Annotated in this window: 28 protein-coding genes; 12 read left to right on the top strand and 16 right to left on the bottom strand. The window is 60.1% G+C overall.

The annotated features are described in order from the left end of the window. Positions 1-17: 17 nt before the first annotated feature. Positions 18-1,991: a type I secretion protein gene (locus EET67_RS00560; RefSeq protein WP_425359493.1), complete on the bottom strand. Its 1,974-nt coding sequence runs from the start codon at positions 1,989-1,991 to the stop codon at positions 18-20. A 137-nt stretch (positions 1,992-2,128) separates the two neighbouring features. Then, positions 2,129-4,021 carry a hypothetical protein gene (locus tag EET67_RS00555; RefSeq protein WP_245450645.1) on the bottom strand — a complete coding sequence of 631 codons (1,893 nt, stop codon included), beginning with the start codon at positions 4,019-4,021 and terminating at the stop codon, positions 2,129-2,131. Between the two features lie 669 nt (positions 4,022-4,690). On the opposite strand from EET67_RS00555, the gene EET67_RS00550 reads away from it, so the two are divergent. Beyond that, positions 4,691-5,254: a hypothetical protein gene (locus EET67_RS00550; protein ID WP_245450644.1), complete on the top strand. Its 564-nt coding sequence runs from the start codon at positions 4,691-4,693 to the stop codon at positions 5,252-5,254. 2 nt (positions 5,255-5,256) lie between these two features. On the opposite strand, the gene EET67_RS00545 is transcribed toward EET67_RS00550, so the two are convergent. Continuing rightward, a complete protein-coding gene (locus EET67_RS00545) occupies positions 5,257-5,715 on the bottom strand; it encodes a hypothetical protein (RefSeq protein ID WP_128624255.1) in 459 nt (152 codons plus the stop codon). A gap of 237 nt (positions 5,716-5,952) precedes the next feature. Here EET67_RS00545 and EET67_RS00540 point away from each other — a divergent pair, with 237 nt between their 5' ends. Then, positions 5,953-6,198 (top strand): hypothetical protein, encoded by a 246-nt coding sequence (locus tag EET67_RS00540; protein WP_128624254.1) that lies wholly within the window; start codon positions 5,953-5,955, stop codon positions 6,196-6,198. 26 nt (positions 6,199-6,224) lie between these two features. On the opposite strand, the gene EET67_RS00535 is transcribed toward EET67_RS00540, so the two are convergent. Next, positions 6,225-7,028, bottom strand: coding sequence for a GGDEF domain-containing protein (locus EET67_RS00535; RefSeq protein ID WP_128624253.1), 804 nt, complete (start codon positions 7,026-7,028; stop codon positions 6,225-6,227). 147 nt (positions 7,029-7,175) lie between these two features. On the opposite strand from EET67_RS00535, the gene EET67_RS00530 reads away from it, so the two are divergent. Next, on the top strand, positions 7,176-7,889 hold the full coding sequence (locus EET67_RS00530) for a pyrimidine 5'-nucleotidase (RefSeq protein WP_128624252.1): 714 nt from the start codon (positions 7,176-7,178) through the stop codon (positions 7,887-7,889). A gap of 64 nt (positions 7,890-7,953) precedes the next feature. On the opposite strand, the gene EET67_RS00525 is transcribed toward EET67_RS00530, so the two are convergent. The 3 genes from EET67_RS00525 to EET67_RS00515 form a co-directional block, all read right to left on the bottom strand. Continuing rightward, positions 7,954-8,913, bottom strand: a complete 960-nt coding sequence (locus EET67_RS00525; RefSeq protein ID WP_165899743.1) for a DUF1775 domain-containing protein — start codon at positions 8,911-8,913, stop codon at positions 7,954-7,956. A 60-nt stretch (positions 8,914-8,973) separates the two neighbouring features. Continuing rightward, on the bottom strand, positions 8,974-9,357 hold the full coding sequence (locus tag EET67_RS00520) for a hypothetical protein (RefSeq protein ID WP_245450643.1): 384 nt from the start codon (positions 9,355-9,357) through the stop codon (positions 8,974-8,976). Between the two features lie 123 nt (positions 9,358-9,480). Then, the gene (locus EET67_RS00515) at positions 9,481-10,329 is read right to left on the bottom strand and encodes an LOG family protein (RefSeq protein ID WP_128624249.1); all 849 of its coding nucleotides are present in this window, start codon (positions 10,327-10,329) and stop codon (positions 9,481-9,483) included. 186 nt (positions 10,330-10,515) lie between these two features. Between EET67_RS00515 and dapD the strand changes: the two genes are divergently transcribed. From dapD to EET67_RS00500, 3 genes are all read left to right on the top strand, one after another. After that, positions 10,516-11,370 carry a 2,3,4,5-tetrahydropyridine-2,6-dicarboxylate N-succinyltransferase gene (dapD, locus tag EET67_RS00510; RefSeq protein ID WP_128624248.1) on the top strand — a complete coding sequence of 285 codons (855 nt, stop codon included), beginning with the start codon at positions 10,516-10,518 and terminating at the stop codon, positions 11,368-11,370. Between the two features lie 69 nt (positions 11,371-11,439). Next, positions 11,440-11,793: a DUF805 domain-containing protein gene (locus tag EET67_RS00505; RefSeq protein WP_128624247.1), complete on the top strand. Its 354-nt coding sequence runs from the start codon at positions 11,440-11,442 to the stop codon at positions 11,791-11,793. Further along, positions 11,759-12,154 carry a DUF805 domain-containing protein gene (locus tag EET67_RS00500; RefSeq protein WP_245450642.1) on the top strand — a complete coding sequence of 132 codons (396 nt, stop codon included), beginning with the start codon at positions 11,759-11,761 and terminating at the stop codon, positions 12,152-12,154. Before EET67_RS00505 ends, EET67_RS00500 begins: the two co-directional genes overlap by 35 nt. A 21-nt stretch (positions 12,155-12,175) precedes the next feature. Here EET67_RS00500 and EET67_RS00495 read toward each other — a convergent pair whose 3' ends face one another. Next, positions 12,176-12,883, bottom strand: coding sequence for an HAD family hydrolase (locus tag EET67_RS00495; RefSeq protein WP_128624246.1), 708 nt, complete (start codon positions 12,881-12,883; stop codon positions 12,176-12,178). 130 nt (positions 12,884-13,013) lie between these two features. Between EET67_RS00495 and dapE the strand changes: the two genes are divergently transcribed. Then, the gene (gene dapE / locus EET67_RS00490) at positions 13,014-14,207 is read left to right on the top strand and encodes a succinyl-diaminopimelate desuccinylase (RefSeq protein WP_128624245.1); all 1,194 of its coding nucleotides are present in this window, start codon (positions 13,014-13,016) and stop codon (positions 14,205-14,207) included. A gap of 4 nt (positions 14,208-14,211) precedes the next feature. Further along, positions 14,212-14,808, top strand: a complete 597-nt coding sequence (locus EET67_RS00485) for a transporter (RefSeq protein ID WP_128624244.1) — start codon at positions 14,212-14,214, stop codon at positions 14,806-14,808. On the opposite strand, the gene truA is transcribed toward EET67_RS00485, so the two are convergent. From truA to def, 4 genes are read right to left on the bottom strand one after another with little or no spacing between them, the layout of a single operon-like run. Next, complete coding sequence (gene truA / locus EET67_RS00480; RefSeq protein ID WP_128624243.1) at positions 14,793-15,545, bottom strand: tRNA pseudouridine(38-40) synthase TruA; 753 nt, start codon at positions 15,543-15,545, stop codon at positions 14,793-14,795. The two genes, EET67_RS00485 and truA, sit on opposite strands and share 16 nt — an antisense overlap. A 9-nt stretch (positions 15,546-15,554) precedes the next feature. Next, positions 15,555-16,055: a GNAT family N-acetyltransferase gene (locus EET67_RS00475; protein WP_128624242.1), complete on the bottom strand. Its 501-nt coding sequence runs from the start codon at positions 16,053-16,055 to the stop codon at positions 15,555-15,557. Beyond that, complete coding sequence (fmt, locus tag EET67_RS00470; protein ID WP_128624241.1) at positions 16,052-16,987, bottom strand: methionyl-tRNA formyltransferase; 936 nt, start codon at positions 16,985-16,987, stop codon at positions 16,052-16,054. The genes EET67_RS00475 and fmt overlap by 4 nt, the downstream gene beginning before the upstream one ends. Before the next feature lie 15 nt (positions 16,988-17,002). Further along, positions 17,003-17,533, bottom strand: a complete 531-nt coding sequence (def, locus tag EET67_RS00465; protein ID WP_128624240.1) for a peptide deformylase — start codon at positions 17,531-17,533, stop codon at positions 17,003-17,005. 102 nt (positions 17,534-17,635) lie between these two features. On the opposite strand from def, the gene EET67_RS00460 reads away from it, so the two are divergent. Both EET67_RS00460 and EET67_RS26375 read left to right on the top strand, forming a co-directional pair. Next, positions 17,636-18,874, top strand: a complete 1,239-nt coding sequence (locus EET67_RS00460; protein WP_128624239.1) for a DNA recombination protein RmuC — start codon at positions 17,636-17,638, stop codon at positions 18,872-18,874. Positions 18,875-19,003: 129 nt separating this feature from the next. After that, positions 19,004-19,135: a hypothetical protein gene (locus EET67_RS26375; protein ID WP_281010967.1), complete on the top strand. Its 132-nt coding sequence runs from the start codon at positions 19,004-19,006 to the stop codon at positions 19,133-19,135. Positions 19,136-19,286: 151 nt separating this feature from the next. Here EET67_RS26375 and EET67_RS00455 read toward each other — a convergent pair whose 3' ends face one another. Next, the gene (locus EET67_RS00455; protein WP_128624238.1) at positions 19,287-19,712 is read right to left on the bottom strand and encodes a DUF6481 family protein; all 426 of its coding nucleotides are present in this window, start codon (positions 19,710-19,712) and stop codon (positions 19,287-19,289) included. A 243-nt stretch (positions 19,713-19,955) separates the two neighbouring features. Here EET67_RS00455 and EET67_RS00450 point away from each other — a divergent pair, with 243 nt between their 5' ends. Both EET67_RS00450 and EET67_RS00445 read left to right on the top strand, forming a co-directional pair. After that, positions 19,956-21,011 carry an LLM class flavin-dependent oxidoreductase gene (locus EET67_RS00450; RefSeq protein ID WP_128624237.1) on the top strand — a complete coding sequence of 352 codons (1,056 nt, stop codon included), beginning with the start codon at positions 19,956-19,958 and terminating at the stop codon, positions 21,009-21,011. A gap of 104 nt (positions 21,012-21,115) precedes the next feature. Further along, positions 21,116-22,111 (top strand): LLM class flavin-dependent oxidoreductase, encoded by a 996-nt coding sequence (locus tag EET67_RS00445; RefSeq protein ID WP_128624236.1) that lies wholly within the window; start codon positions 21,116-21,118, stop codon positions 22,109-22,111. Between the two features lies 1 nt (position 22,112). Here the strand turns inward: EET67_RS00445 and EET67_RS00440 are convergent, their stop codons facing one another. The 3 genes from EET67_RS00440 to EET67_RS00430 all read right to left on the bottom strand — a co-directional run bounded on the left by EET67_RS00440 (position 22,113) and on the right by EET67_RS00430 (position 24,451). Beyond that, on the bottom strand, positions 22,113-23,339 hold the full coding sequence (locus EET67_RS00440; protein WP_245450641.1) for a lytic murein transglycosylase: 1,227 nt from the start codon (positions 23,337-23,339) through the stop codon (positions 22,113-22,115). Between the two features lie 94 nt (positions 23,340-23,433). Beyond that, positions 23,434-24,039: a recombination mediator RecR gene (recR, locus tag EET67_RS00435; protein ID WP_128624234.1), complete on the bottom strand. Its 606-nt coding sequence runs from the start codon at positions 24,037-24,039 to the stop codon at positions 23,434-23,436. Positions 24,040-24,127: 88 nt separating this feature from the next. Then, positions 24,128-24,451, bottom strand: coding sequence for a YbaB/EbfC family nucleoid-associated protein (locus EET67_RS00430; RefSeq protein WP_128624233.1), 324 nt, complete (start codon positions 24,449-24,451; stop codon positions 24,128-24,130). Positions 24,452-24,471: the final 20 nt, after the last annotated feature.

Below are 24,471 nucleotides of genomic sequence, written 5' to 3'. Positions count from 1 at the left end.
TTCCTCGGATTACGCCGTCAAGCCAGCATGGTCTGCATGACATCGACATGAGGCGCATCGTGAACAGTCGGGGCGGATGGGGCATCGTCATCCGGGGCGGCAAAATCGTCGTCCAGGAATGCAACGGCTTCATTGACCAGGACATCGGGATTCTGTCCGCCAAGATGGGGATCGGTAGACACCAGTTCGGCCTGGATCAAAATCTCATCCGAATATTGATCGCCGCCGACATAGTTCTTTCCGGTCGAATCGAGATCCAGAATTCCGGCCGTGTTGACAAGTGCGTTGGAGCCCGTGGATATGTTCCATTGAGCATCAGGAAAGTTCTCGCCGATGCTGTTCATCGCTAGCGCGACCTGGTCGGCATCACCCAAAATATTGGTTTGCTTGATGTATTGCAGATCGAGAATATCGCCTGACACATAGAGGACCCGAAGGCCTCCAAGACCAGCAAAGGCATCATCACCGAAGACGCCGCTTGGCAAATCGTTCTTGCCTGCCTTCAGATTCGCAGCGGCCTCCCTGTAGTAATCAGGCATCGTCTCAAAACGATCGGCTCCGCCGATATTGACGATTCCTGCCTGGTTCCACAGTAGATTGCCACTTGTGGAAAGCGTGCCGTCCCCGTCTGTCTGGAAACCTTTGACTGCCCCGACGAGATCGTCGTCGAGCAGGACATTCATCTGGTAGATGAAATTGCAGTCGTAAATATTGCCGCCGACGATAATCAGGTCGAAGTAAAGCCCCAGCTCCGTCAGATTGACGTTGTTCAGCATGGTGTTGTCGCCGGTCGTCACCATGGACTTTACGCCCGAAGACGACAGGACATGGACATCATTGTCCATCATGAAGCTGAACTGCTCGATCCAGTTCATCAGGATCAGATCGCCGTCGATGCGAGTAACCGCCCAATTTTGCGGGAAATCATCTGATGCTTCGGCATGTGTGTCTGCACCAGGATCGATGCGCGAGAACATGGCGATATTGAACGCTTCCGTCGTCTCGCCGGGGTCAAAGGCCCACCCGCCTACCGAAGTGCCAATCGCATCGGTATCGCTCCAGACATTGATCTGCACGATCGCATTAAGTTCGACGTGATTGCCGACCGTTGCGATGACGGGTCCGACCAGCCAGTTGTTGGTAAGGACTGCGGAATTGACCAGCAGGTTGGAGCCGGCTTCCACCGTGACCGAGGCCGCGATCTCCACAGTTCCAAGCCCGTGAACGGAGTGAACCGTGGTTGATCCTGCATCGGTCTCCTCCCCTTCGGGATCGGGTAGATAATCCTTCAGATTAGGAAGCTCCGAGACAAGCTCGCCATTTACATAGGTCCCCTCGATCCTGTCCTGGCTGAGAGCGGACACGTCACCATCCTGGTGGCTCTCCTCGACGAAGGTTTCCAACGCCGACGCCGAGTTGAGGATGAAGTTGCCGATCTCCACGCCGGAGCCGGGTGCATCCAGACGGCCGACCGGCGATAGCTGCGCGGCGCCATATAGAAGGGCGGCCATCTCGGCCCCATAGTCCATATCCGGGCTGAAAATCAGCCCATGACCGCCGACGCCGACATAGTCATTGTCTGAAAGACTGATCTCCTGATTGATAAGAGCGGCGAGCGAACTGGGCGGGTCGATGTGGAACACGACATGCGACGATGCCTGGTGCACCACGCCCGGCTCCGGAAGATTCGCGATGATCTGCGAGGAGATCGGCATCGATACCGGAATATGCGGCGGATGGAAATTGGTCTCGATCCATGGCGCCAGCCAGATCACGTCCGGAGGCAGGGGCTGATAGCGCAGGCCAGGATCCATCTCGACAAAGTCGTATGGCGCCTTCGTCGAAGCGTCGATGTTGATGAGACCGGGTTGTTCAGGTGCGGAATCGCGCGTTGCTTGAAACTCGTTGTAGTCCTTGCGCAGACGGGCTTCTTCCAGCGTGGTTGCAAACAGACCGATGAAATGGGCGATGGCTTCTGTCGTCTTGTCCATAAGCACGGGGGTCGCGTCTCCCTTTTGGTGTCGGACCCGCCCAGGACCGATCAGTGCCTATTTCCGTTGGGAACGCTGCGCGGGGATATCCCCGCGCAGGTCAACATCCGGTCCGCCGTGGCGGACATTCGCGCTTGCTAGACGTCTTCGCCAGTAAAGGTGCTGGTCAGGTCACCACCGACAACGGTCATGTCGATCGTGTTGCCCTGCAGATTGGCGCCCATCACGATGCTCTGGTTGAATGCCGTCACATCGATGGCTGCCTCGGCATGGGCTTCCGAAATGCCGTTGACAATACCGTCATCGCCATTTCCGGACCCCCATTGTCCACCGGCACCGCCAGCACCACCGTTACCGCTCCACGCGTCGCCGCCATTGCCGCCATTGCCGCCGTCACCACCCCAGGCGAAGCCGCCAAGGGCATCGCCGCCTGTGCCGTCACCGGCCCATGCACCGCTGAGGCCATGTCCGCCGGTGCCTGCACCGCCGTTGGAATCACCGACTGCGGCTGCGCCACCAGTCGCTGCGCCACCTGCGCCGCCGTCACCGCCGAGACCGGCACCAATGCCGACACCCGTTCCGACGCCGAGCCCAAGGCCGGCACCAAAGCCACCGTCAGCCGTTCCGCCGGCAGCACCTGCACCACCTGAACCAGCACCACCGGCTCCACCAGCCGCGGCACCGCCTGCGCCACCGGTTCCGGACGCATCGGCATTATCCGCACTACCGCTCGATCCACCTGAACCGCCGGCACCACCGGCACCACCGGCGCCACCACCGGCACCGGCTGCCGCAGCAGCACCCGCAGCGCCAATTGCCGACAGGATCGGCACGTTCGCCGCAAGCGCAATCGCACCGGCATCACCACCAGCGCCACCGGCACCACCAGCGCCACCGGCACCACCATCACCAGTCAGCGGGAGGGATGAGCCGCCAGTGCCATCGCCGCCATTGGCGTTCGCATTGCCGCCATCGCCGCCATTGCCGTTGCCGCCATTGCCGCCAGCGCCGCCGGCACCACCGGCACCACCCTGGCCTGCACCAACACCAAGCGCGCCAAGGCCGATGCCGAAGCCGGAACCGCTACCGCCGGCTGCGCCGGCACCACCGGCCGCGCCGCCGCCAGTGGCGATGCCACCTACAGCCGCTCCACCGACGCCGGTTCCACCGGTCGCGCCGCTCGATGCGCCGCCGCCAGTACCAAAGCCACCGGCAGCCGCGCCGCCATTGGCATTTCCGCCACCGGCGCCATTGCCGCCATTGCCGCCCCAAGCGTCACCGCTGGAGCCGCCGCCGCCGCCAGCATCGATGCCTTCGTCAGCATAGGCTTCGCCGCCATTGGCATTGCCGTTCTGCTCGAACGTGCCGTTGTTCTGGACATAAGCGTTTTCGAGCGTGTCATTGTCCTCAAGATCGGCGACCTGGTTCTGCAGGAACGCCATATCGTTGCCCGCACCGTTCAGGGAGCCGTTCAAAATATCGTCGAAGGTGATATCATCGCCGGGATTGTAGTGAATCTCGCCGTCGCGATTGACGAACAGATTACCGACCGACGAATCCGTCAGGTCGATGTCTGCGAAATCATTGTCCGTGGGTTCCCAGCCCTCCAGGCTGAGATCGACGTTCACATCGACGGTCGTGGTCGAAGTGTTCGTGTTTGTATTGACGTTTTCATTGGCATTGGCGTTGCCGTTCAAATTCAGGTTGCCATTGCCATTGAGGTTCAGGTTGCCGTTGCCGTTCAGATTACCGTTGCCGTTGAGGTTGCCATTGCCGTTCGCGTTCTCGTTATACGAGGCGCTCTCCTGATACTGGCCTTGCTCCTGACCCTGACCCTGATCCTGGCCTTGTCCCTGATCCTGGCCCTGACCTTGTCCCTGACCTTGTCCCTGGCCCTGACCTTGTCCCTGGTCCTGATTTTGGCTCTGATCGCCCGGATCATAAATAATGTCGTCGAAAGCAACATTATATTGATCGTCCCCGAACAATTGGACGCCAAATTGCTGTGTACCGTTGTTTTTGTTGGCCATTTCAATGTCCTCGAATTGAGGCCACGGACAGCATAACCACCATTCATCTCTTACGGGGCTTTGAGCTGCACGCGGACGATTGAGTTCTGACTACATCATGCAGGTACGTCATTGTGGACAGCCGGGTGCCACAGCCACCGGATACCCAAAAGCCCTGGCGCGAGCGGAGACGTGCGGACCCACTCCACACGACAACATACGGCGCCGAACGTCTCCGCCCCGAGCCAGCACGCGTGGTTCGCCAGAACCGCTGTCACGTCCGGCTCAGCCCGCGCCCAGGAATAAAACCTTGTGACTCCGCAGCCGGAAACGCTAGCTGCCAATTCGAGTTACCCGTTTCTACGTCTTTCGATGCGTTTTGCTCGCTCAATGGATTTTAAATGGCTCAACAAGCCATTGAATCGTCTGTTAAAATTCACGCCATGATGACCTTACGCTTTTGGCGTAAGCGGTTATCCCGGCTACCTCGGATGTCTGTTTTCATCTTCATTCGGCATATGGATCAGCCTGTCCCAACGCCGCCGACCGGCAAAATGCGGCGCCGATGGCGCCGTTGTGCGATGCGATGGATGGCAACCGATTGTGATTGAGGATGCCGAAAGCCTCGGCAATCATATATGATGGGTGCCGGCCACAGGATGCAGAGCTCCGGAAAGGAAACTCGCTGAAATGCCTGAGATGAACAAGAACGGCTCGCAGGGAACCCCGCCACCCTCCACCGAGATACTGCATGAAGGGCCAGCAAAGCTGGGGCCGCGTTTCCAGGAAATACTGCTGTTGATCGGCCAGTTGAACTACACCTGGACCAACACGGAAAGCCTGCTCATCTATCTCATCGCCGGCCTTGCACGAGTCGACAAGGAAACGGCGATCGTGATCTTTCTGACATTGAACACCACACGCGCACGCATCGAACTCGTCGAACGCCTTTCGAAGCTAGCCAAAAACCCGACCGACCGGAGGCGCGAGATTCTTTCGGTAACCGAGCAGCTGACGCGCCAGGCAAAACTTCGAAACAAGTACAGCCACTGCATCTATTCGTTTGACGAGACCGGAACCTCGGGAAGCACCCAGCTCATGCGGATATTCGACGCGAAGGACGACATACGGTACGGCAAGATCGAGGAACTGGACGACGCCGAGGTAAGGAAAATCACGAACTGCATCAACGATATCAAGAACACCAACACCACCATCTGGAGATTGGTTCGCGAATATTCATATCCGCATTGAAATCACCTAGTATACTCGACGTCGCCAAAAATCACGGTATCGGGATCAGGTGCAGACATCTTCCATGTCTGGCCATCCGCACAAAGAAACGCCGGCCATTCGAGAATTATGCACTCAGTATTAGTGAACCAGTTGCCGAGGTAGTTCCCACTCTGAACAATGAACACGCCCTCCTCCCTGCGGCGAACCGTGTCGCCGTTGGCGGCCGTCCAGGTCCAGGGCTCGCTCTCGCCAGCTTGACCCGCTTCCTGGAACAGATTTTCCGGGTGTTTTTTTCTGGCGACTGCGGCCTCGTAACGTCTCATGGCGGCCACATAGTCGACAAGCACTGATTGTCTTGCCAAATAGAGGCGTGCCATGGAGACAGTACGCTCGAATGCTGTCGACTCGGCGGGCAGATGTTGCGCCTGCGCTGGGAGCGTCCAGCACAATAGCGCAAAAATGGTCCATGCCATGCGCATTGGGAATCACCGCATTCGAGGCAGGCATAACGAGGCACTGACCATACACCGGCATCGGAAAGTTGCGAATTGGGCCACCATCATCGCCATGAGGACAATTCCATAAGCACAGTCCCCGACGCATAATTTCCAAAAATTGCGGATCGATTTTGCGACGGATTATGCGTAGGTTCAAAGCGATGCATCGCCTTTGCGCATGAACGCGCAAGGCCCGGACTGACGATCAGAGGACGATAGATGGATTCGGTGGAGAAGTTCGCGCTGTCAATTATGCTTATCTTCGGCGCGCTTATCGTCGGCGGCTTGATGGCCGTCGGCATCGCATGGAATGACAAGGCGGCATTTCTCTATGCGCTTGCCGGAGCCATAATCGTTTGGGGGTCGTCCTTCGCAGTATTGTTCGGCAAGCCGAGTATCTATGGCGCGCTGCTGGTCGTGGCCGGATTGCTGATTGCTGCGTCGATTACGTCAATCGTAACCTGAGTTCTGCTGCTCCGAACATCAGGCCTTCATACTTCAGCAGCGACACAACCTGTGAAGGAAGCAAATTTTCGGGTGGCGGCAGACATATTGCCATCTGTGATTGCCCGGTTGCGCCCACGGCTCTTAGCTTCATAGAGACGCATATCGGCAGAGCGCATCAATTCGGAGACGGTTGCACCGGCTTTGCAGGTTGTTCCCCCGATGCTGACGGTGAGCGGAATCGTACCGTCCCCCAGCGGGCTGAAGCTGATCTGCTCAACTTCGCGGCGAACCCGCTCGGCGACGACCAGCGCCTCCTCGTCGGTAGCTCCGATAAGCAACGCGCCGAATTCCTCGCCGCCGATGCGGCCCAGCACATCGCCGGCGCGAACGCCGCGTGAAATTGCCCCGACAATTTCCAGTAACGCCTTGTCCCCAGTCAGATGGCCGTAACTGTCGTTGATTTTCTTGAAATGGTCGGCATCGATGATCAGCAAGGCACCGCGATCGGCCTTGCGGCGCGAGCCGTCCAGCAATGCAAAGAAGGCTTCGCGGTTGAGCATGCCGGTCAGATGGTCGCGGCTGGCTTTCTCCTCCAGACGTCGATGCGCGGCCGCTAGTTGTGCATGTGCTCTTGCCAGGTCGCGATACGCCTGCTTCAGCCGGTCGCCCTGCCGGAACATGTAGAAGCTGGCCGGCCAGGCAGTCACCAGCGGGCAAACAATACACATGAGCCAGGCGTTGCCATCAACGACGCCTCCGAGCATGGGCACGACCGTGACAACGGCAAGAAGCGAGCCAAGAACGGCGAGGATGGCGACAATCGTCGCCCTTAGAATCACGCTTTTCATCGCCAGCCCTCCGTTGCGGGGCTGAATGACAGCGAGGGCTGAAAGTGTCCTTTCCCATTTAGATAAAATTTGAACGATCGACTGTTTGATCCGTGGATACCTCTATTCCAGCGAGCACAAGACGAAGAACCGTGCCATAAGCATCGCATGACACAGACAGCTGAGCCTCACCATTTTGCCCATGTCACCGACTGGGTGTTCGATCTCGACAACACGCTTTATCCGCACGCCACCAATCTTTTCTCGCAAATCGACGTGAAGATGACGGCCTATGTGTCGGAATTGCTGCGATTGCCGCGCGAAGAGGCGCGCGCCGTGCAAAAGCAACTCTATAAGGAGTATGGCACGACGCTGGCCGGCCTCATGGCGCGCCATAATATCGATCCCGACGATTTTCTGAGCAAAGTCCATGACATCGACTATACATGGCTCTCACCAGACCCCGCGCTGGGAGAAGCGATCACCGCTCTGCCGGGACGCAAGTTCATTTTCACCAATGGCGACCGCACCCACGCCGAACGCGCGGCAGGGCGACTTGGCATCCTCGACCATTTCGATGACATATTCGATATCGTAGCAGCCGGTTTAACGCCGAAGCCTGCCCCGGAAACCTATGACAGATTCATCGCGCTTCATCATATCGCCGGCCCGACGGCAGTGATGTTTGAGGATCTGGCGCGCAACCTCATCGTGCCCAAGTCACTCGGCATGCGCACAGTGCTTGTCGTACCGAGGAATTTCGAGCCGACCTTCTCCGAAATATGGGAGAGCGATCCGGCCTATGACGATGCCGTTGATTTCGTTACCGACGACCTCGCTGGCTTTCTTCGGACCATTGCGCCGCCAAGGCTCTCAAGGTGAGTTACATAGGCAGCGCAGCCATGGAACTGCGCCGCCTATGTACGCGAACTTGATCTATATCGCTTTAATGGCTGGAGTGATCCTCGCCGCCAGCTTTCGCTTGCACCGGCAGACTTAGATCTACCTTTCCGGCCTTCTCGAATTCGAGCGTGACCGGCACGCTGGCCCCTTCCTTGAACGGCTGCGTGACATTCATGAACATCAGATGTTCGCCGCCTGACTTCAACTCGACGCTTGCACCTGCCGGAATTTCCAGTCCACCCTCGATCGGGCGCATGACCATCACATTGTCCTTCATCGACATTGAGTGGATTTCCACCTTGCCGGCGTTCGGCGAAGTCGCGCCAAGCAGTCGGTCAGCGGCGGCCCCACTATTGGTGATGGTCAGATAAGCGCCGCCGGTCGGCTGGCCAGGCAACATCGCGCGCGCCCATGCTCCCTTGATCTCCAGCTCGCCGGCTTTAACCGTATCCGACGCGCCAGCATGGTGGGCATGAGTATCACCGTGGGCCGCGAGGATGGTCAAGGAAGGCGCCGGATGATCAAGCGAATGCGGGTCTTGTCCCTCCGCAGGTTCTTGATCCCAGGCGACCTCACCCTTGTCACAGACCTGCCTTGCCTTGAAATACAGAGTCTGGCCTTCGGCGACATCGGCCAGCGTGCCGCTGACGACAAATTCATCGTAGAACTCGTCCGGCAGGTTGCCGTCAGTCCAGGTCACCGATCTTATACCCGATGTGACCTCGTCCCCGTGGAGCTTGTAGGGTTTGGCATAGTCGCCCTTTTCAACCGACAGGGTCCATCCGGCCTTCGGCATCGGCTTGGCGCCAATGAAGCCTTCCGGCAGGTCGATGCGCACAGTGTGTGTGGCCTGGCCGTCGCAGCCATGCGGCACTTTCAGCACGGCCTTGTAGGAACCGGGAGCCGCCTGGCTTTTTTCCAGCGAGGCATGGGCATGGGCGGTGACGATGGAAATGGCCGTCAGCGCACAGGCCGCGGCAAATGGCAGAATAAGTCGATGCATGTTCGTGTCCTTCCGCATCTGGAACAGATTTGCTTCCGCGCAGGGCGAAAGCGGTTCGTTTCAGGCAAGGACAAATGGCGGGGCGCGAATGGCCGGCGGCGGTTCGTTGAGCCGGTCAGGTGGGATCGTGGTCTCGACGAGACCCGGCATCGCTTCCCGATTGGCCACCGGTGCGGGGAAAGCCTGTTCGAACGCAGTTGCTAGCCGGAGCGGGACCGCAAAACCGGCGCAAGGTCCGCCAATGCAGGTCGAACAGCCATCCGGCGCGCCGACAGGCGGCACTGATTTGCTCTCCGGAGAGGCAGTCTGCATGCCGAACATAGTGCAAATCACCCAGGCATTTTCTGCCTCTGCAGCCCTGGCTTCGGCGAGCGGCTGGAACAGATGGGTGAGCAACACCAGTGTGGCGGCGACGGCAAACAACAGGCGGTCGCGCCGAAGCACGGCAAACCAACCCGAGGCTCGTTGCGACCGTCTCATCGATATTGGTTTAGCCGAAGGGTTTGCCAGCCACCAGCATTGCATCATGCGGCATGGACGCACGGGCGTTGCCAACGGACGGAAGTGTCAGCGCGTCTTGAGCTTGTAGAAACGGCTGATGATCCGCCAAGCTTCCTCGGCGGTATCGACGAAATCGATGATATCCTGGTCTCCCGGCGTGATCGTGCCCTGCTCGGCCAGGAAGTCCAGGTCGATAGCACGCTCCCAAAAAGCCTTGCCAAACAGGATTACCGGCACGCGCTCCATACGCCCGGTCTGGATCAGCGTCAGCGTCTCGAAGAATTCGTCCATCGTGCCGAAGCCGCCCGGGAACACCGCCACCGCCTTGGCGCGCATGACGAAATGCATCTTGCGGATCGCGAAGTAATGGAAGTTGAAGCAGAGTTCCGGCGTCACATATTCATTCGGCGCCTGCTCGTGCGGCAGCACGATGTTAAGGCCGATCGACGGCGCGCCGACATCGGCCGCCCCGCGGTTGCCGGCCTCCATCACGCCCGGCCCGCCGCCAGTCACCACGACATATTCGCGGTAATAGGAAGAGGCGGAGTGGCGTGAGCAAATTTGTGCAAATTTGCGCGCCTCCTCGTAATATTTGCTGTTTTTTTCGAGGTTCTTCTTCTGGATCTCATTCTTGGCTGCCCAGGCCTCGCCGCCCGGCTCGGGAAGACGTGCGCCGCCAAACAAAATCACTGTGGAGCGGATGCCGCGTTCGGCCAGAATCATTTCGGGCTTGAGAAGCTCCAACTGCAGGCGCACCGCCCGCAACTCGCGCCGCGTCATGAATTCTTCGTCGTTCCACGCCAGCCGATAGGTAGAGGCGCGCGTCTGGGGCGTATCCGGAACGCTTTTTGCCCGCTCCAAATCCTCATCGGAATGAGGCAGCGGCGTCCATCCGGTCTTTTCCATAGGATTCATAATATGCTTGTCCAATTTTTCACCGGCGGGCCCAATTTTTTCAGCGACGAGCCTTGTCTTTGCCCCTCGCCCGATTGACCCCTTCCACACCCTGACATAGGGTCCGCGCGATCTCAAAAACAGCCGAGAAACCGTTTGGCCATACTAGGCCTTTCGCCTTAACAGCCTGTGTAATGGAGTATGCTCATGTCGAAAACCGATCTTTCGAGCATCGAGGCGACGATTGAAAAGGCGTTCGAGGAACGCGAGACCGTATCGACCAGCACGAGTGGCGAAATAAGAGAGGCTGTCGAGACGGCACTGGATCTGCTCGACCGTGGCGCTGTTCGCGTTGCGGAGCGCCAGGATGACGGTGCTTGGAAAGTCAATCAATGGCTTAAGAAGGCGGTGCTCCTGTCGTTCCGCCTCAACCCGATGGAGATCACCAAGGGAGGTCCCGGCGATTCGGCCTGGTGGGACAAGGTGCCGTCGAAATTTGCCGGTTGGGGGGCGATCGACTTCGAAAATGCCGGCTTTCGTGCCGTTCCTTCCTGCGTTGTGCGCCGTTCGGCCTATATCGCGCCGGGTGCTGTGCTGATGCCGTCCTTCGTCAATCTCGGCGCTTATGTCGATTCAGGCACAATGGTCGATACATGGGCCTCCGTCGGCTCCTGCGCGCAGATCGGCAAGAATGTGCACCTGTCCGGCGGCGTAGGCATCGGCGGTGTGCTGGAGCCGATGCAAGCAGGACCGACCATCATCGAGGACAATTGCTTCATCGGCGCCCGTTCCGAGGTGGTGGAGGGCTGCATCGTGCGCGAAGGCTCGGTGCTGGGCATGGGCGTCTTCATCGGCAAATCGACCAAGATCGTCGACCGCGCCACCGGCGAGATCACCTATGGCGAGGTTCCGGCGAATTCTGTCGTCGTCGCCGGCTCGCTGCCTGGCAAGCCGTTCCCCAATGGCGAGCCCGGCCCAAGCCTTTATTGCGCCGTCATCGTCAAGCGCGTTGATGCACAGACCCGGTCGAAGACCTCGATCAATGAGCTTCTGCGCGATTGATCTTACCTGCATTCGGACGCACCTTCCGTCCGCGTACAATTTTACGGCGCGGGCGAAATGGGGGGAGCCGTGGACTGGAGACATCTTTTCACCAGCTTTCAGGGCCGCATAAGCCGGGCGAAATTCTGGGTGGGCACAGGCGCTCTTTTGGCCGCCTCCATTGTCGCTCTCATGCTCGACAATCTGCTCGGCATCACTTTTGACGGGGCGCCGGTGGGTGTCCTGTTCACGCTGGTCTGGTGCGCTTCCTGTTACTTCGCACTGGCGGTTTATGCCAAGCGCTGGCATGACCGTGACAAATCAGGCTGGTGGACGCTCATCGCCCTTGTACCCTTCATCGGCATCGTCTGGTTCATCGTCGAGATCGGTATTCTCGAAGGAACCCAGGGTGCCAATCGATACGGACCCGATCCACTTGCCTAACAATCAGTATCTCTGGCTATTCTTTCGATTTTCCGGTCGCCTTAGCCGGGTAGCCTTCCTGCTCACATTCCTCCTGATGGTGGTCGTGGTTTCGTTTCCGCTCTACCAGTTCATGCGTGTACCGGCCGAAAGCCTGGCCGGACAAACCTGGTCGGTGCTGTTCGGAGTGATTTTCGTCACGTTTCTGTGGGTCCATATCGCCACAAGCGTGAAGCGGCTGCATGACATGGGCAAGCCGGGAATTCTGGCGGTATCGCTGTTCATTCCCGTGGTTTCGATCATTGTTTTTCTGATTTTGTGCCTGTTTCCAGGCAATCCCGGTCCGAATCAATACGGCCGGTACGCCAATTCCGCGCAGTGACACTCCGCAGGGCAGGAAGCTTCAGAGCCGTTCGATCAAATCCGTCAATTGGCCTAGCCGCTCCAGCCGGCGAAACCGCGGCGCCTGCGTCGGCTCCTCGACGTGCTCCAGCACCCATGTCAGGTCGTGCGGCACATAGACCCCCCAACTGCCCGCCTCGATCGCTGGCACGATGTCGGATTTCAGGGAATTGCCTACCATCATGCTGCGCTCAGGTCCCTCCCCATGGCGGGCGAATATCCGTGCATAGGTCGCCGCGTTCTTGTCGCTGACGATCTCGACGGCCTCGAACAGATCAGCCAGGCCCGACTGCGCCAGCTTGCGCTCCTGATCGAACAGATCGCCCTTGGTAATCAATACCAGCCGATAGGCCCCGGCCAGTTGCTCCAGCGTTTCGCGGACCTGCGGTAAAATTTCGATCGGATGACTGAGCATGTCACGGCCAGCTGCCAGAATCTCACCGATGACTGCAGAAGGCACTCGTCCGCCACCGATCTCGAGCGCCGTTTCGATCATCGACAGCGTAAAGCCTTTTATGCCAAAGCCATAAAGTGCCAAATTGCGCTTCTCGGCCTCCAGCAGCCGCGCCTCGATATCCGTGCCATCGGCATGCTCCGCCAAAAGCGCGATAAACTGCTTTTCGGTCTGCCGAAAGAATTGCTCATTCTGCCACAGCGTGTCGTCGGCATCGAAGCCGATGGTGGTCAAGGACAGGCTACTGGACGGCATTATTGTTCACCGGATAAACGATTTCGACAGTGTATTGCGGTTAGTGGCGTGATCCAACTCCCGATGGACCAATCAGCGGCCGTCCCATCTCCAGTGACATGGCGCATCGTTTGCATTATCTGCCTTCATCATGAGCATGCCAAAAAATCCAGTCGAGAACCTTGCCACACTGATCCGCTGCGCATCGGTGACGCCCGCTGAAGGCGGCGCACTATCGGCATTGGAAGCCATGCTCAAGCCGCTCGGTTTCGGAATCGAGCGCCCGATCTTCTCGGAGGAAGGCACGCCGGATGTCGAGAACCTCTATGCACGGCTTTCCGGCAACGGGCCGCATCTGATGTTTGCCGGCCATACCGACGTCGTTCCCGTCGGCGACGAGGCGGCATGGACCCATCCTCCGTTTGCCGGCGCCATCCACAATGGCGAAATTTATGGGCGCGGTGCTGTCGATATGAAAGGCGGCATCGCCTGCTTCATCGCAGCGCTGGCCCGCCATGTCGAAGCTCACGGCAATCCGAAGGGGTCGGTGTCACTGCTGATCACCGGCGACGAAGAGGGACCGTCGATCAACGGCACCGTCAAGCTGCTGGATTGGGCTGCCTCCAGAGGCGAGAAATGGGACGCGGCGATCGTCGGCGAACCGACCAATCCCGATGCGCTCGGCGACATGATCAAGATTGGCCGGCGCGGCTCGCTCTCGGGCGTGGTAACTGTACATGGCAGGCAGGGCCATGTCGCCTATCCGCATCTGGCGGACAACCCCGTGCGTGGCCTGATGACATTGGTGGATGCGCTCATCAATCCTGATTTCGATGCGGGCACCAAGGATTTCCAGCCGACCAATCTTGAAATCACGTCGATCGATGTCGGCAACCCGGCGACCAATGTCATTGCGGCCAGGGCAACCGCATCATTCAATATCCGCTTCAACGACACATGGGATGCCGAGAGCATCCAGGCTGAAATCCACAATCGGCTCGATGTCGCAAGCGCGAGTGAAAGATATCGGAAGGGCCGCAAAGAACCGATCGAGTTCGATATTCTCTGGCGCGACCGGCCAAGCCATGTTTTCCTCACCCACGACGAAAAACTGATCGGCACGCTGAGCGGGTCGGTGGAAGCCGTTACCGGGCGCAGACCGGCGCTGTCGACCTCCGGCGGCACCTCGGATGCGCGTTTCATCAAGGATTATTGCCCGGTCGTGGAATTCGGCCTCGTCGGCAAAACCATGCATATGGTGAACGAGCGCGCAGCACTGGCCGACCTTGAAATGCTGACCGATATTTACAGACGCTTCATCGAAGACTGGTTCGCACAGGGTTGACCCGATGCCGCCCTCCGACGACATCCAGCGATATCTGACCGGCGCCTGGCAATTGATGATGGGCAAGCGCGACGGTGTGGCGCTGCTCGACGTCTCCGCCGATGGTTTCTGGAATTCCTTCTTCGCCATCGCAATCGCGCTGCCGGCTCTCATCGTCGGCTGGGTGGGCACCGCCAATGAGCTAGGGGCCGATCCCGCAGCGCCGCTGAGCCGATTATCCTATATGCTTCGGCTGGCAATGATCGATCTCGGCGCATGGATCCTGCCGCTGGTCGGGTTGGCCTTTGTCGCCTCCAGTGCCGGCATACGCGACCGCTTCGTGCACTATGTCGTCGCCAGCAACTGGAGTTCGGCCATCCTTGCCTGGCTGATGTTGCCGGCGGCCCTGCTGCGCCTGGTCACACCATCCGATGCCGATCCCGCGCTTGCCCTGTCGCTCGGCCTCTTCCTCCTGTCGATGGTGCTGACATGGCGGCTGACCAATGCCGTGATCGCCAAAGGGGCGGCGGTAGGCAGCGCTGTTTTCGCCGGAATGTTCATCGCCTCGATCGTGGTTCTGGTGGTGTTGCAGGCGATATTCGGCGTCTATATCTCCGGGTAGTCCACGCCAGTGAGATAGAGCCCATAAGGCGGGGCCACCGAACCGCAAGCGGCGCGATCCGTGGCCTCAAGGGCAGCCCTGACATCGTCCATCGTCCAAGCACCCTCGCCGACGCGCTTGATCGTGCCGACCATCGAACGGACCTGGTTGTGCAGGAAAGAGCGAGCGGCGGTGCGGATCTCGATCTCGTCGCCGCGGCGCACGACATCCAAACGATCGAGCGTGCGCACCGGGCTGGCTGCCTGACACTGCTGCGAGCGGAAGGTGGTGAAATCATGCCGCCCGACCAGCACCTGGGCTGCCGCATGCATGGCCTGCGCATCAAGCTTTCTTTGCACCACCCAGACGCGATTTTTCTCCAGGGCCGCAGGCGCGCGGCGGTTGAGGATGCGGTAGAGATATTGCCGGCCAATAGCCGAAAACCGAGCATCGAAATCATCCGGCACGGCACGTGCGGCAAGGATCGTCACCGCCTCGCCGGCCATTTCCAGATGGGCATTGATGGCATCGCGCACCGTATCGTCGCGCCATGCCTTCTGAAGATCGAGATGGGCGACCTGGCCGGTCGCATGCACGCCTGCATCCGTCCGCCCTGCCCCGCGCAAGGTGATTGTCTCACCGCAAAAACCCTTTATGGCCTGCTCGATCGCGCCCTGGATCGTCGCGGGCCCGTCCTGCCGCTGCCAGCCGGCATAGGCAGTGCCGTCATATTCGATATCGAGGCGGTAGCGCGGCATTCCAGCGGCTCACAACCTGCCGAAGGCGGCGGCATAGACCAGCCTGCCGGTTTTCGGTGCGTCGCCCCAGGCAAGCGCCTGCAGGGCATCGCATTGATAATCGCTGTCGAAGCCCACCGCTCGTTCATGCTGGTAGCCGAAACGTCCATAATAGGCGGGGTCGCCCAGCACCACGGACAAGGGTCCCCCGGCCCCCTGCAATTGCCGATGCGCTTCCGTGACCAGAGCGCTGCCGATGCCCTGATGCTGGAAGTCCGGATCGACGGCGAGCGGCGCCAGCGCGACGGCGCCGAATTGCCTGTCTCCGTCAACGACAAGCAGCCGCGAAAACAGGACATGGCCGATGATCCGCCCTGCCTTCTCGGCCACCAGTTCCAGCACCACCTCGCCATCGGCTACCAATTGCTCGACCAACCGGGCTTCCGCCATCTGGCCGAACGCCCTTGCCTCGACTTCGTTGATCGCCTTCCGGTCGCCTGCTTGCGCCGGCCTGATTGTCACGCCGTTCATGCCAGCCTCGTATCTTTGCCGAGTTTCGCGCCGCGGAGGAACTCCTCGGCGGCAACCGCCTTGCCGCCGGCCCGCTGAACCTGCAGGAGCCTTACAGCCCCCTCACCGCAAGCTACCGCCAGTCGATCATCCAGGACCACGCCGGGCACGCCATTGCCATCCGCCAATGTTGTGCGTAGGACTTTCAGTCGCTCGGCCTTTCCGGCGACGACCATCTCGCACCATGCGCCCGGAAAGGGCGACAGGCCGCGAATATGGTCGTGCACCTCACCTGCCGGCCGCGACCAGACGATTCTCGTTTCAGTCTTGTCGATCTTGCTTGCATAGGTGACGCCGTCCGGCGCCTGTGGCGTCAAGGACAAATCGCCCTGTTCAAGCCGCGCCAACGCCTCCACCATAAGATCGGCGCCGACGTCCATCAGCCGGTCGTGCAATTCGCCGGCAGTCATGTCGGGCTCGATGCCGATGCGGTGCGTCAGCGCGACCGGTCCGGTGTCCAGCCCCCGATCCATCTTCATGATCATCATACCGGTTTCCCGGTCGCCAGCCATGATCGCCCGCTGGATCGGTGCGGCCCCGCGCCAGCGTGGCAGCAGCGAGGCATGGCCGTTATAACAACCGAACCGCGTACCTTCGAGAATGGCGGGCGGCAACAACAACCCATAGGCGACGACAACCGCGACATCGGCACCCAAGGCACGAAACGCCTCCTGCTCGGCTGATCCCCTGAGTGACAAGGGTGCACGCACCTCCACGCCCAGCCGTTCGGCCTCGTGCTGTACCGGCGAAGGCGTCAGTTCCAGCCCGCGCCGCCCTGCCGGGCGCGGCGGCTGGGTATAGATGCAGACTATTTCGTGGCCCGCCCCGGCGATTGCACGAAGGGTGGCGACGGAAAATTCCGGCGTGCCCATGAAGATGATGCGAAGGGGCATGCGAGGGTCCTGACCCTACCCGACCATGCGGCTCGGTTGCCGGTCCTTGGCCAGCTTCTTGAATTTCTTAATGACCATGTCGCGCTTCAGCTTGGAGATATGGTCGATGAAGAGCACGCCATTGAGATGGTCGATCTCATGCTGCAGGCAGGTTGCCAGAAGCCCATCGGCGTCAACTTCCTGCTCTTTGCCGTCACGATCGAGGAATTTCACCCGCACCGAAGCCGGACGCTCCACCTCGGCATAGTAATCGGGAATCGACAGGCAGCCTTCCTCATAGACCGAGCCCTCATCCGACCGGCTGAGGATTTCGGGGTTGATGAAGACCTGCGGCGAACGCTTTTCGTCCTCCTTGGCCAGGTCGATCACCAGCATGCGCAACGGTTCACCGATCTGAATGGCAGCCAAGCCTATTCCCGGCGCGTCATACATGGTTTCCAGCATGTCGTCGGCCAGCTTGCGCAGCGAATCGTCAATGCGCTCCACCGGCTTGGAAAGCTGGCGCAGTACGGGATCGGGAAGGATTACGAGCGGCTTGATCGTCATGCGCCTCACCTAAGGCTTGCGAGAAAAGGCGTCAACTGCCTTGCCTTCACGATGTTCCTGTTTTGATCTGTTATCGCAGCGCGAATCACGTATCCTGTCCGTATGATCGATCTGCTTTCCGAACCCGTATTGCACCTGGGCGCCAGCGTCGTTTCGCTCGGCCAAATCCTGGCCGTTGGCTCGATAGTGCTGCTGTTCCTGCTGCTGGTGCTGGTCGTGGCGCTCTGGCGCTCATCCAAGGCTCGAGCAGTTGCCGCGACAGAAGCGGCAGAGCGTGCCCGCGACACTGAAGCACGCATGGCGGATATTCTGCAATCCCAAGCTGAGATGCAGGGGCGCATGGGCGCATTGGCGGAGGTGTTTGGGTCTCGCCAGGCCGAACTCACGCAATCGATCGGCCAGCGGCTCGACGCCATGACCGGGCGGCTAGGCCAGACCATGTCGGAACAGACAAGGTCAACGCATGAGAGCCTTGCCAAGCTGCAGGAGCGGCTTGCAGTCATCGACACCGCACAGGGCAATATCCAGTCGCTTGCCGGCCAGGTCGTGCAACTGCAGGCAATCCTGTCCAACAAGCAGACGCGCGGTGCGTTCGGGCAATCACGCATGGAGGCAATCGTTGCCGATGGGCTCCCTCACGGCGCTTACGAATTCCAGGCGACGCTCTCCAACAACAACCGGCCGGACTGTCTGGTAAAAATGCCCAATGGCTCGCCGTCCCTGGTCATCGACGCCAAGTTTCCGCTGGAAGCGTGGAACGCCATCCGCGCCGCTGAAGGACCGGAGGCACAAAAGCTTGCCGCACAGGCCTTCCGCCGAGATGTCGAAATCCACATCAGGGATATTTCGGACAAATATCTGATCAGCGGAGAAACCCAGGACACGGCTTTCATGTTCGTGCCTTCGGAATCCGTATTCAGCGAGATCCACGAGAATTTCGAGACGCTTGTCCATCGCGCCCACCGCGCGCGCGTCGTAATCGTCTCGCCCTCCCTCCTGATGCTGTCGATACAGGTCATTCAGGCGATCCTGAAGGACGCGCGGATGCGCGAACAGGCACATCTGATCCAGGGCGAGGTCATCCGGCTGATGGAGGATGTCTCGCGCCTCGACGATCGGGTGCGCAAATTGCAGACGCATTTCGGCCAGGCGTCGAAGGACATCGACGATATCCTCGTCTCGTCCAGCAAGGTCACCAAACGCGGGGCCAAGATCGAGTCGCTGGAATTCGGCGTCGGCGAAGCGGACGAAGCTCGTGGAGCCAGTCGTGCAGTCGAGCGGAGTGCCGAATCCAAGACCGGCCAGTTGCGGCTGCGCGTGCTTGAAGAAAGCGACCGCTGAGTCATCCTTGCCGGTTTAGCAGACGCCGCCCACACAATATGCAAACCGCACCTTGCCGGCGTTCATCGCCCCTTGCTCTTGCCACGAACTGTTGGTTCACTCGAAGCGTCGCCACTCACGGAGGAAGCCATGGCCAAGGGACAATTGCGCAGCAACAAGGAACCGCGAAAACCGAAAAAGGATGCAAAGAAGCCGGCCGCTGAGCCCGCACTCAAGGCCCCGGCGGTTCAGGCGACAAGGCTTAAGGACAAAAACAAATAATAAGAAATACGCACAGCCCTACTCTGCCGCTGCACCAATAGGGCGCACCAGAGAAAGGCTGTGCATCACAAATGCGACTGCGCCGTCATCTGATGCCCGAGAAAAATACAAAGGGCATGTCGGCGCTTCGCGTCAGGCCTGAAGCCGAGATTTATGCCGGACGAGGCGGCGGCATCCGGCCGTTGCGCGCCTTTCGGGCGGCATAGCGGGCGTCGCGCTTGGCCTTGCGCTCGGCCTCGTCGGCGAGCAAGCGCGAGATGCGATCCATCTCTTCCGCTTCCTTGGCTTTTGCTTCGGCTGCTGCGGCTTCTTCAGCGGCAATGCGTGCGGCTTCTGCAATGGCTTCGCGCTCGGCTCTTTCTTTAGCCTCGCGTGCCAGCTTTTCCTGTCTCAGCCTTTCCTTTTCGGCATTGCGCTTTTCGCGCGCCTCCAGGATGGCCTGACGCTCGGCCTTGCGCGCCATCACCTGCGGGTCGTCTTCAGCGGGTCTTGCCTTGAAACGCTCCAGCAGAGCCTGTTTTGCTGCATTTGCGGCGTTGCGCCGCTCGAATATGTCTTGTTCCCTATAGAGTGCCAATGTTCGCCTTCATTCCTATACGTCGGTTCGCGAAGATACAAAATCTCTTCGCGTGGCTTACATACGCGCGAAAGCCCAGAGTTCAAGCGCCAAAACGGCATGACTGCCATGTATTCGGCGAATGTTGCCGTTAAGGAACGGTCCGCCGATCGGAAAACTGAAAGGACCGTTCACAACCGCACCTCTGGCAGACAAGTCTCCACATCGCTATCTGCATCCGATCCGTAGGAAGAGGGCAACTCAATGGAAATCGGTCTCTACACCTTTGCCGATGTCAGCCTCGATAGCGGCCCAGGCGCTGTCAGTGCGCATCAGAGGTTGCGCAACCTGATCGAGGAGATCGAACTGGCCGATCAGGTCGGGCTCGACGTCTTCGGGCTCGGCGAACACCACCGCCCGGACTATGCAGCCTCCGCACCCATCGTGGCACTTGCCGCCGCAGCCGAGCGCACCAGCCGTATCAGGCTCACCAGCGCGGTCACCGTTCTGTCCTCCGACGATCCGGTGCGCGTCTTCCAGCAGTTCGCCACGCTCGACCTGCTTTCGGGCGGACGTGCCGAGATAATGGCCGGGCGCGGCTCCTTTATCGAATCCTTCCCGCTCTTCGGCTATAATTTGGAAGATTACGACCAGCTCTTCGCCGAAAAACTCGATCTGCTCCTGAAGCTGCGCGACAGCGAACGCGTTACCTGGTCAGGAGAATTGCGCGCGCCGATCCATGATCGCGGCGTCTATCCGCGCCCTCTTCAGGAAAAACTCCCAATATGGATCGCTGTTGGCGGAACGCCGGCATCGGTGGCACGTGCAGGCATGCTCGGCCTGCCGCTGGCGCTTGCCATTATCGGCGGCGAACCCGCCCGCTTCGCGCCGCTGTTTGATCTCTATCGCCAGGCGGCCTCGCGAAGCGGGCACGATGCAACGAAACTTGCCACCAGCATCAATGTGCATGGCTTCGTCGGCGAAACCTCGGAACAGGCAGCCGACGACTTCTACCAGCCCCAGGCGGAGGTGATGAACCGTATCGGCCGCGAGCGGGGCTGGGGCCCGACCAATCGCGCGCATTTCGACCAGGCGCGGGGTCCGCGAGGCGCGCTCTTCGTCGGCGATCCCGAGCAGGTCGCCGAAAAGATCATCGCCAACCATGCCTTGTTCAAGAACGATCGGTTCCTGCTGCAAATGGCGATCGGCACTATGCCGCACGCCAAGATCATGAAGGCAATCGAATTGTTCGGCACCAGGGTCGCGCCGATGGTGCGCAAGGAACTCGGTACAAAGGTGCCTGAGCTAACCGCCGGCTGATCGACGGCGCGAATTGGCGAGGAGCAATGGCGGCCTGACCAATGGTTGGCGCCGCCGAAGGGAGTGCCTATATCCAGAATTCCTGCCCCTCCGGAGCCTGCCTGATGATCCCTCTTTCCGTTCTCGACCTTGCTCCCATTGCCGAGGGCAACACAGCCTCGCGGTCACTTGCCAATACGCTCGATCTCGCGCGCCATGCCGAGCGCCTCGGCTATCTGCGCTACTGGCTGGCCGAACATCACAACATGCCGGGCATCGCCAGCGCCGCCACCTCGGTTGTGATCGGTCATGTGGCGGCCGGTACCAAAACGATTCGCGTGGGCGCCGGCGGCATCATGCTGCCCAACCATGCACCCTTGGTGATTGCCGAGCAGTTCGGCACGCTTGCTGCACTCCATCCCGGGCGCATCGACCTCGGGCTTGGCCGCGCACCGGGCACCGACATGAACACGGCACGCGCATTACGGCGCAACATGGAGGCCGGCGTCGACAGCTTTCCGCAGGATGTGGTGGAGCTCATCAATTATTTTGCGCCCGCAGAACCCAACCAGCGAGTTCGCGCCGTTCCCGGCGAAGGCCAGGACGTTCCGGTCTGGATACTCGGCTCCAGCCTCTATGGCGCGCAATTGGCGGCAATGCTCGGTCTGCCTTACGCGTTCGCATCTCATTTCGCGCCGGCCGAAATGGAGCATGCGCTTGAGATTTATCGGGCGCGCTTTCAACCTTCGGAGCGGTTGCAGAAACCCTATGTCATGCTCGGCCTCAACGTCTTCGCCGCCGGGACGGATGCGGAGGCGAAGTTCCATTTCAGTTCGCTGCAACAGGCCTTCGTCAATCTGCGCAGCGGCAGGCCGGGCCAATTGCCGCCGCCGGTCGAAAATTACGATGCCGAACTCGACCCGATGGTAAAGGCCACGCTCGCCTCGGCCCTGTCCTGCGCAATCGTCGGCTCGCCAGAAATGGTGAAGTCCGGCCTGGAAGCCTTCATCGCGCGCACCGGTGCCGACGAGTTGATGGTGACCGCGCAGATTTTCGATCATAAGGCGCGTGTGCGCTCCTTCGAAATCCTCGCCGAGGTCCACCGGGAATTGGCCGGTTGACCTATCGCAGCGCCCCAACCAGCTCCTTGTCGGGAAAGCAGGTTGGCGCGCGACCGTTCTTTGCCTGCCATGCACCTATGGAGCGGCGGGTCTTGAAGCCCGGCAGGCCGTCGGCACCGCCGACATCATAGCCGGCCTTCTCAAGCCCCCTCTGCATGGCGGCAACATCGGAGCGATAGAGCCCGCCGACCTTGCCCCATTGCGCCGCAAAGGACTTGTCGCCATAGGCGATGCGGTCGGCGCCGTGGCCGATGAAGAGCGCATAGAGGTCGCTCTCATTATATTGCTTGAGCACATAGAAATTCGGCGTGACGATGAAGGCTGGGCCGCTGCGCCCCGCCGGCATCAGCAGATAGCCTTCGGCGCGCGCCTCATGCTGGGGAAACGGCTTGCCGCCGATACGGGCAATGCCCATCGCCGCCCAATCCGAAATCCGGCGGCCCTGGTCCGGCCCTTCCAGCGCACAGGAAACTCTGGCGGGCACGGCCACCTCGAAGCCCCAGTCGCGGCCCTTAGTCCAGCCGTAATGCGCCAGATAGTTGGCGATGGAGGCCAGAGTATCGGGCACCGACCCCCATATATCGGCGCGGCCGTCGCCGTCGAAATCGACTGCGTGCTTGAGGAAGGAGGTCGGCAGGAATTGCGGCTGGCCTAGCGCGCCGGCCCAGGAGGATTTCATGTCCTTCGGCGAGGCCAGCCCGCGCTCCACCATTTCCAGCGCCGCCAGCACCTCCTTACGGAACATGTCCTTGCGGGTGGCCAGAAAGGCCTTGGTGCCGAGCACCTCGAAAGCGTTATAGGGAATTTTCGCCGCGCCGAAACCGGATTCGCGCCCCCAAATCGCCAGGACCACGCCGCCGGGCACGCCGAAGCGCTTTTCCACTGCGGCAAGGGTGGCGACATGCTGGCCGGCGCGCGAACGCCCGCCTGCCGTCACGCCACTAATGGGTGCGAAGTAACTGCCCGGCGAGCCAAATTCGGCCTGATGCTGCTTCTTCGGCGTCTTCGGCTTCGTGCCGGGCAGGACCAGATCGGGCAGCTTGAGATTGGGCAAAACGCTGGCAAAAGCGGCATGGAACGTGGCTTGGGAAATGCCCTGCGCTTGCGCCTCGGGCCACAGATCGTTGCGAAGCCAAGCCTGGAACTGATCGTCTATCTTTGCGGCTTGGCTTGATCCAATCGGCAACAGTACGAAGAGGACGAGCGCAGCGCATAGGGCGAGGAGCATTCGCTTGAGAGGTCGGGTACCGGCAGGGCAGAGGGGGGTGGACAAGAGTAGCGCCTTTACAAAAATCATCTTCCCCCTTTTCCCTTTGGAGACGTCAAAAAGCCGTCCGCGATTTCAACGCTGCCGCAAGCGTCCCCTCGTCCAGATAGTCGAGTTCGCCGCCCACCGGTACGCCATGGGCAAGCCGCGTCACCTTCACCTCGAAGCCGGCAAGCTGGTCAGTTAGGTAATGCGCGGTCGTCTGTCCCTCGACAGTGGCGTTAACGGCGATGATCACCTCCCGAATCGCGCCCTGTGCGATCCGGCTGACCAATTGCTTGATGGTAAGCTGGTCGGGGCCGATACCGTCGAGCGGCGACAGTGTGCCGCCGAGCACATGGTAGAGCGCATTCATCGCGCCGGCGCGCTCCAGCGCCCACAGATCGGCAACATCCTCGACGACGATGATGGTGGCCGGATCACGACGCGGATCGGTGCAGATCATGCAGGGATCGGCGGTATCGACATTGCCGCAGGTGGTGCAGACGCGCACTTTCTCCACCGCCTCGCCCATAGCGTCGGCAAGCGGCGCCAAAAGCTGTTCCTTCTTCTTGATGAGGTGAAGTGCTGCACGCCTGGCAGAACGCGGACCAAGCCCCGGCACCTTAGCCAGGAGCTGGATCAGCCGTTCGATTTCAGGACCAGCGATTCGCTTCGACATAGGCGTGGTTTAGCGAAAGGGGTGAATGGTGAATAGTAAAATGGTGAATGGCCCACCGGCTAGCGCCGCATCCACTATTCACCATTCACTAGAACGGCAGCTTCATTCCCGGCGGCATCGGCAGACCGGCGGTCAGCGCCTTGGTTTTTTCCTGCATCACCTGCTCGACTTTGACCTTGGCATCATTATGCGCTGCAAGGATGAGGTCTTCGAGAATCTCGACGTCCTCTTCCTTGAACAGCGACGGATCGATTTTCAGCGACTTCATCTCGAACTTGCCGGAAATCGTCACATGGACGAGACCGCCGCCAGCCTGGCCTGTTGCTTCCAGCCCGGCGATTTCCTCCTGCATGGCCTGGAATTTGGCCTGCATTTCCTTTGCCTTGCCCATCAGGCCGAGAAGATCCTTCATGATCCTGGGTCCTTTTTATC

This window comes from Borborobacter arsenicus (assembly GCF_003934165.1).
Lineage (GTDB): Bacteria > Pseudomonadota > Alphaproteobacteria > Rhizobiales > Rhizobiaceae > Pseudaminobacter > Pseudaminobacter arsenicus.
The sequence above is the reverse complement of the archived record's forward strand: the minus strand, read 5'-3'. Positions and strand labels throughout refer to the sequence as shown.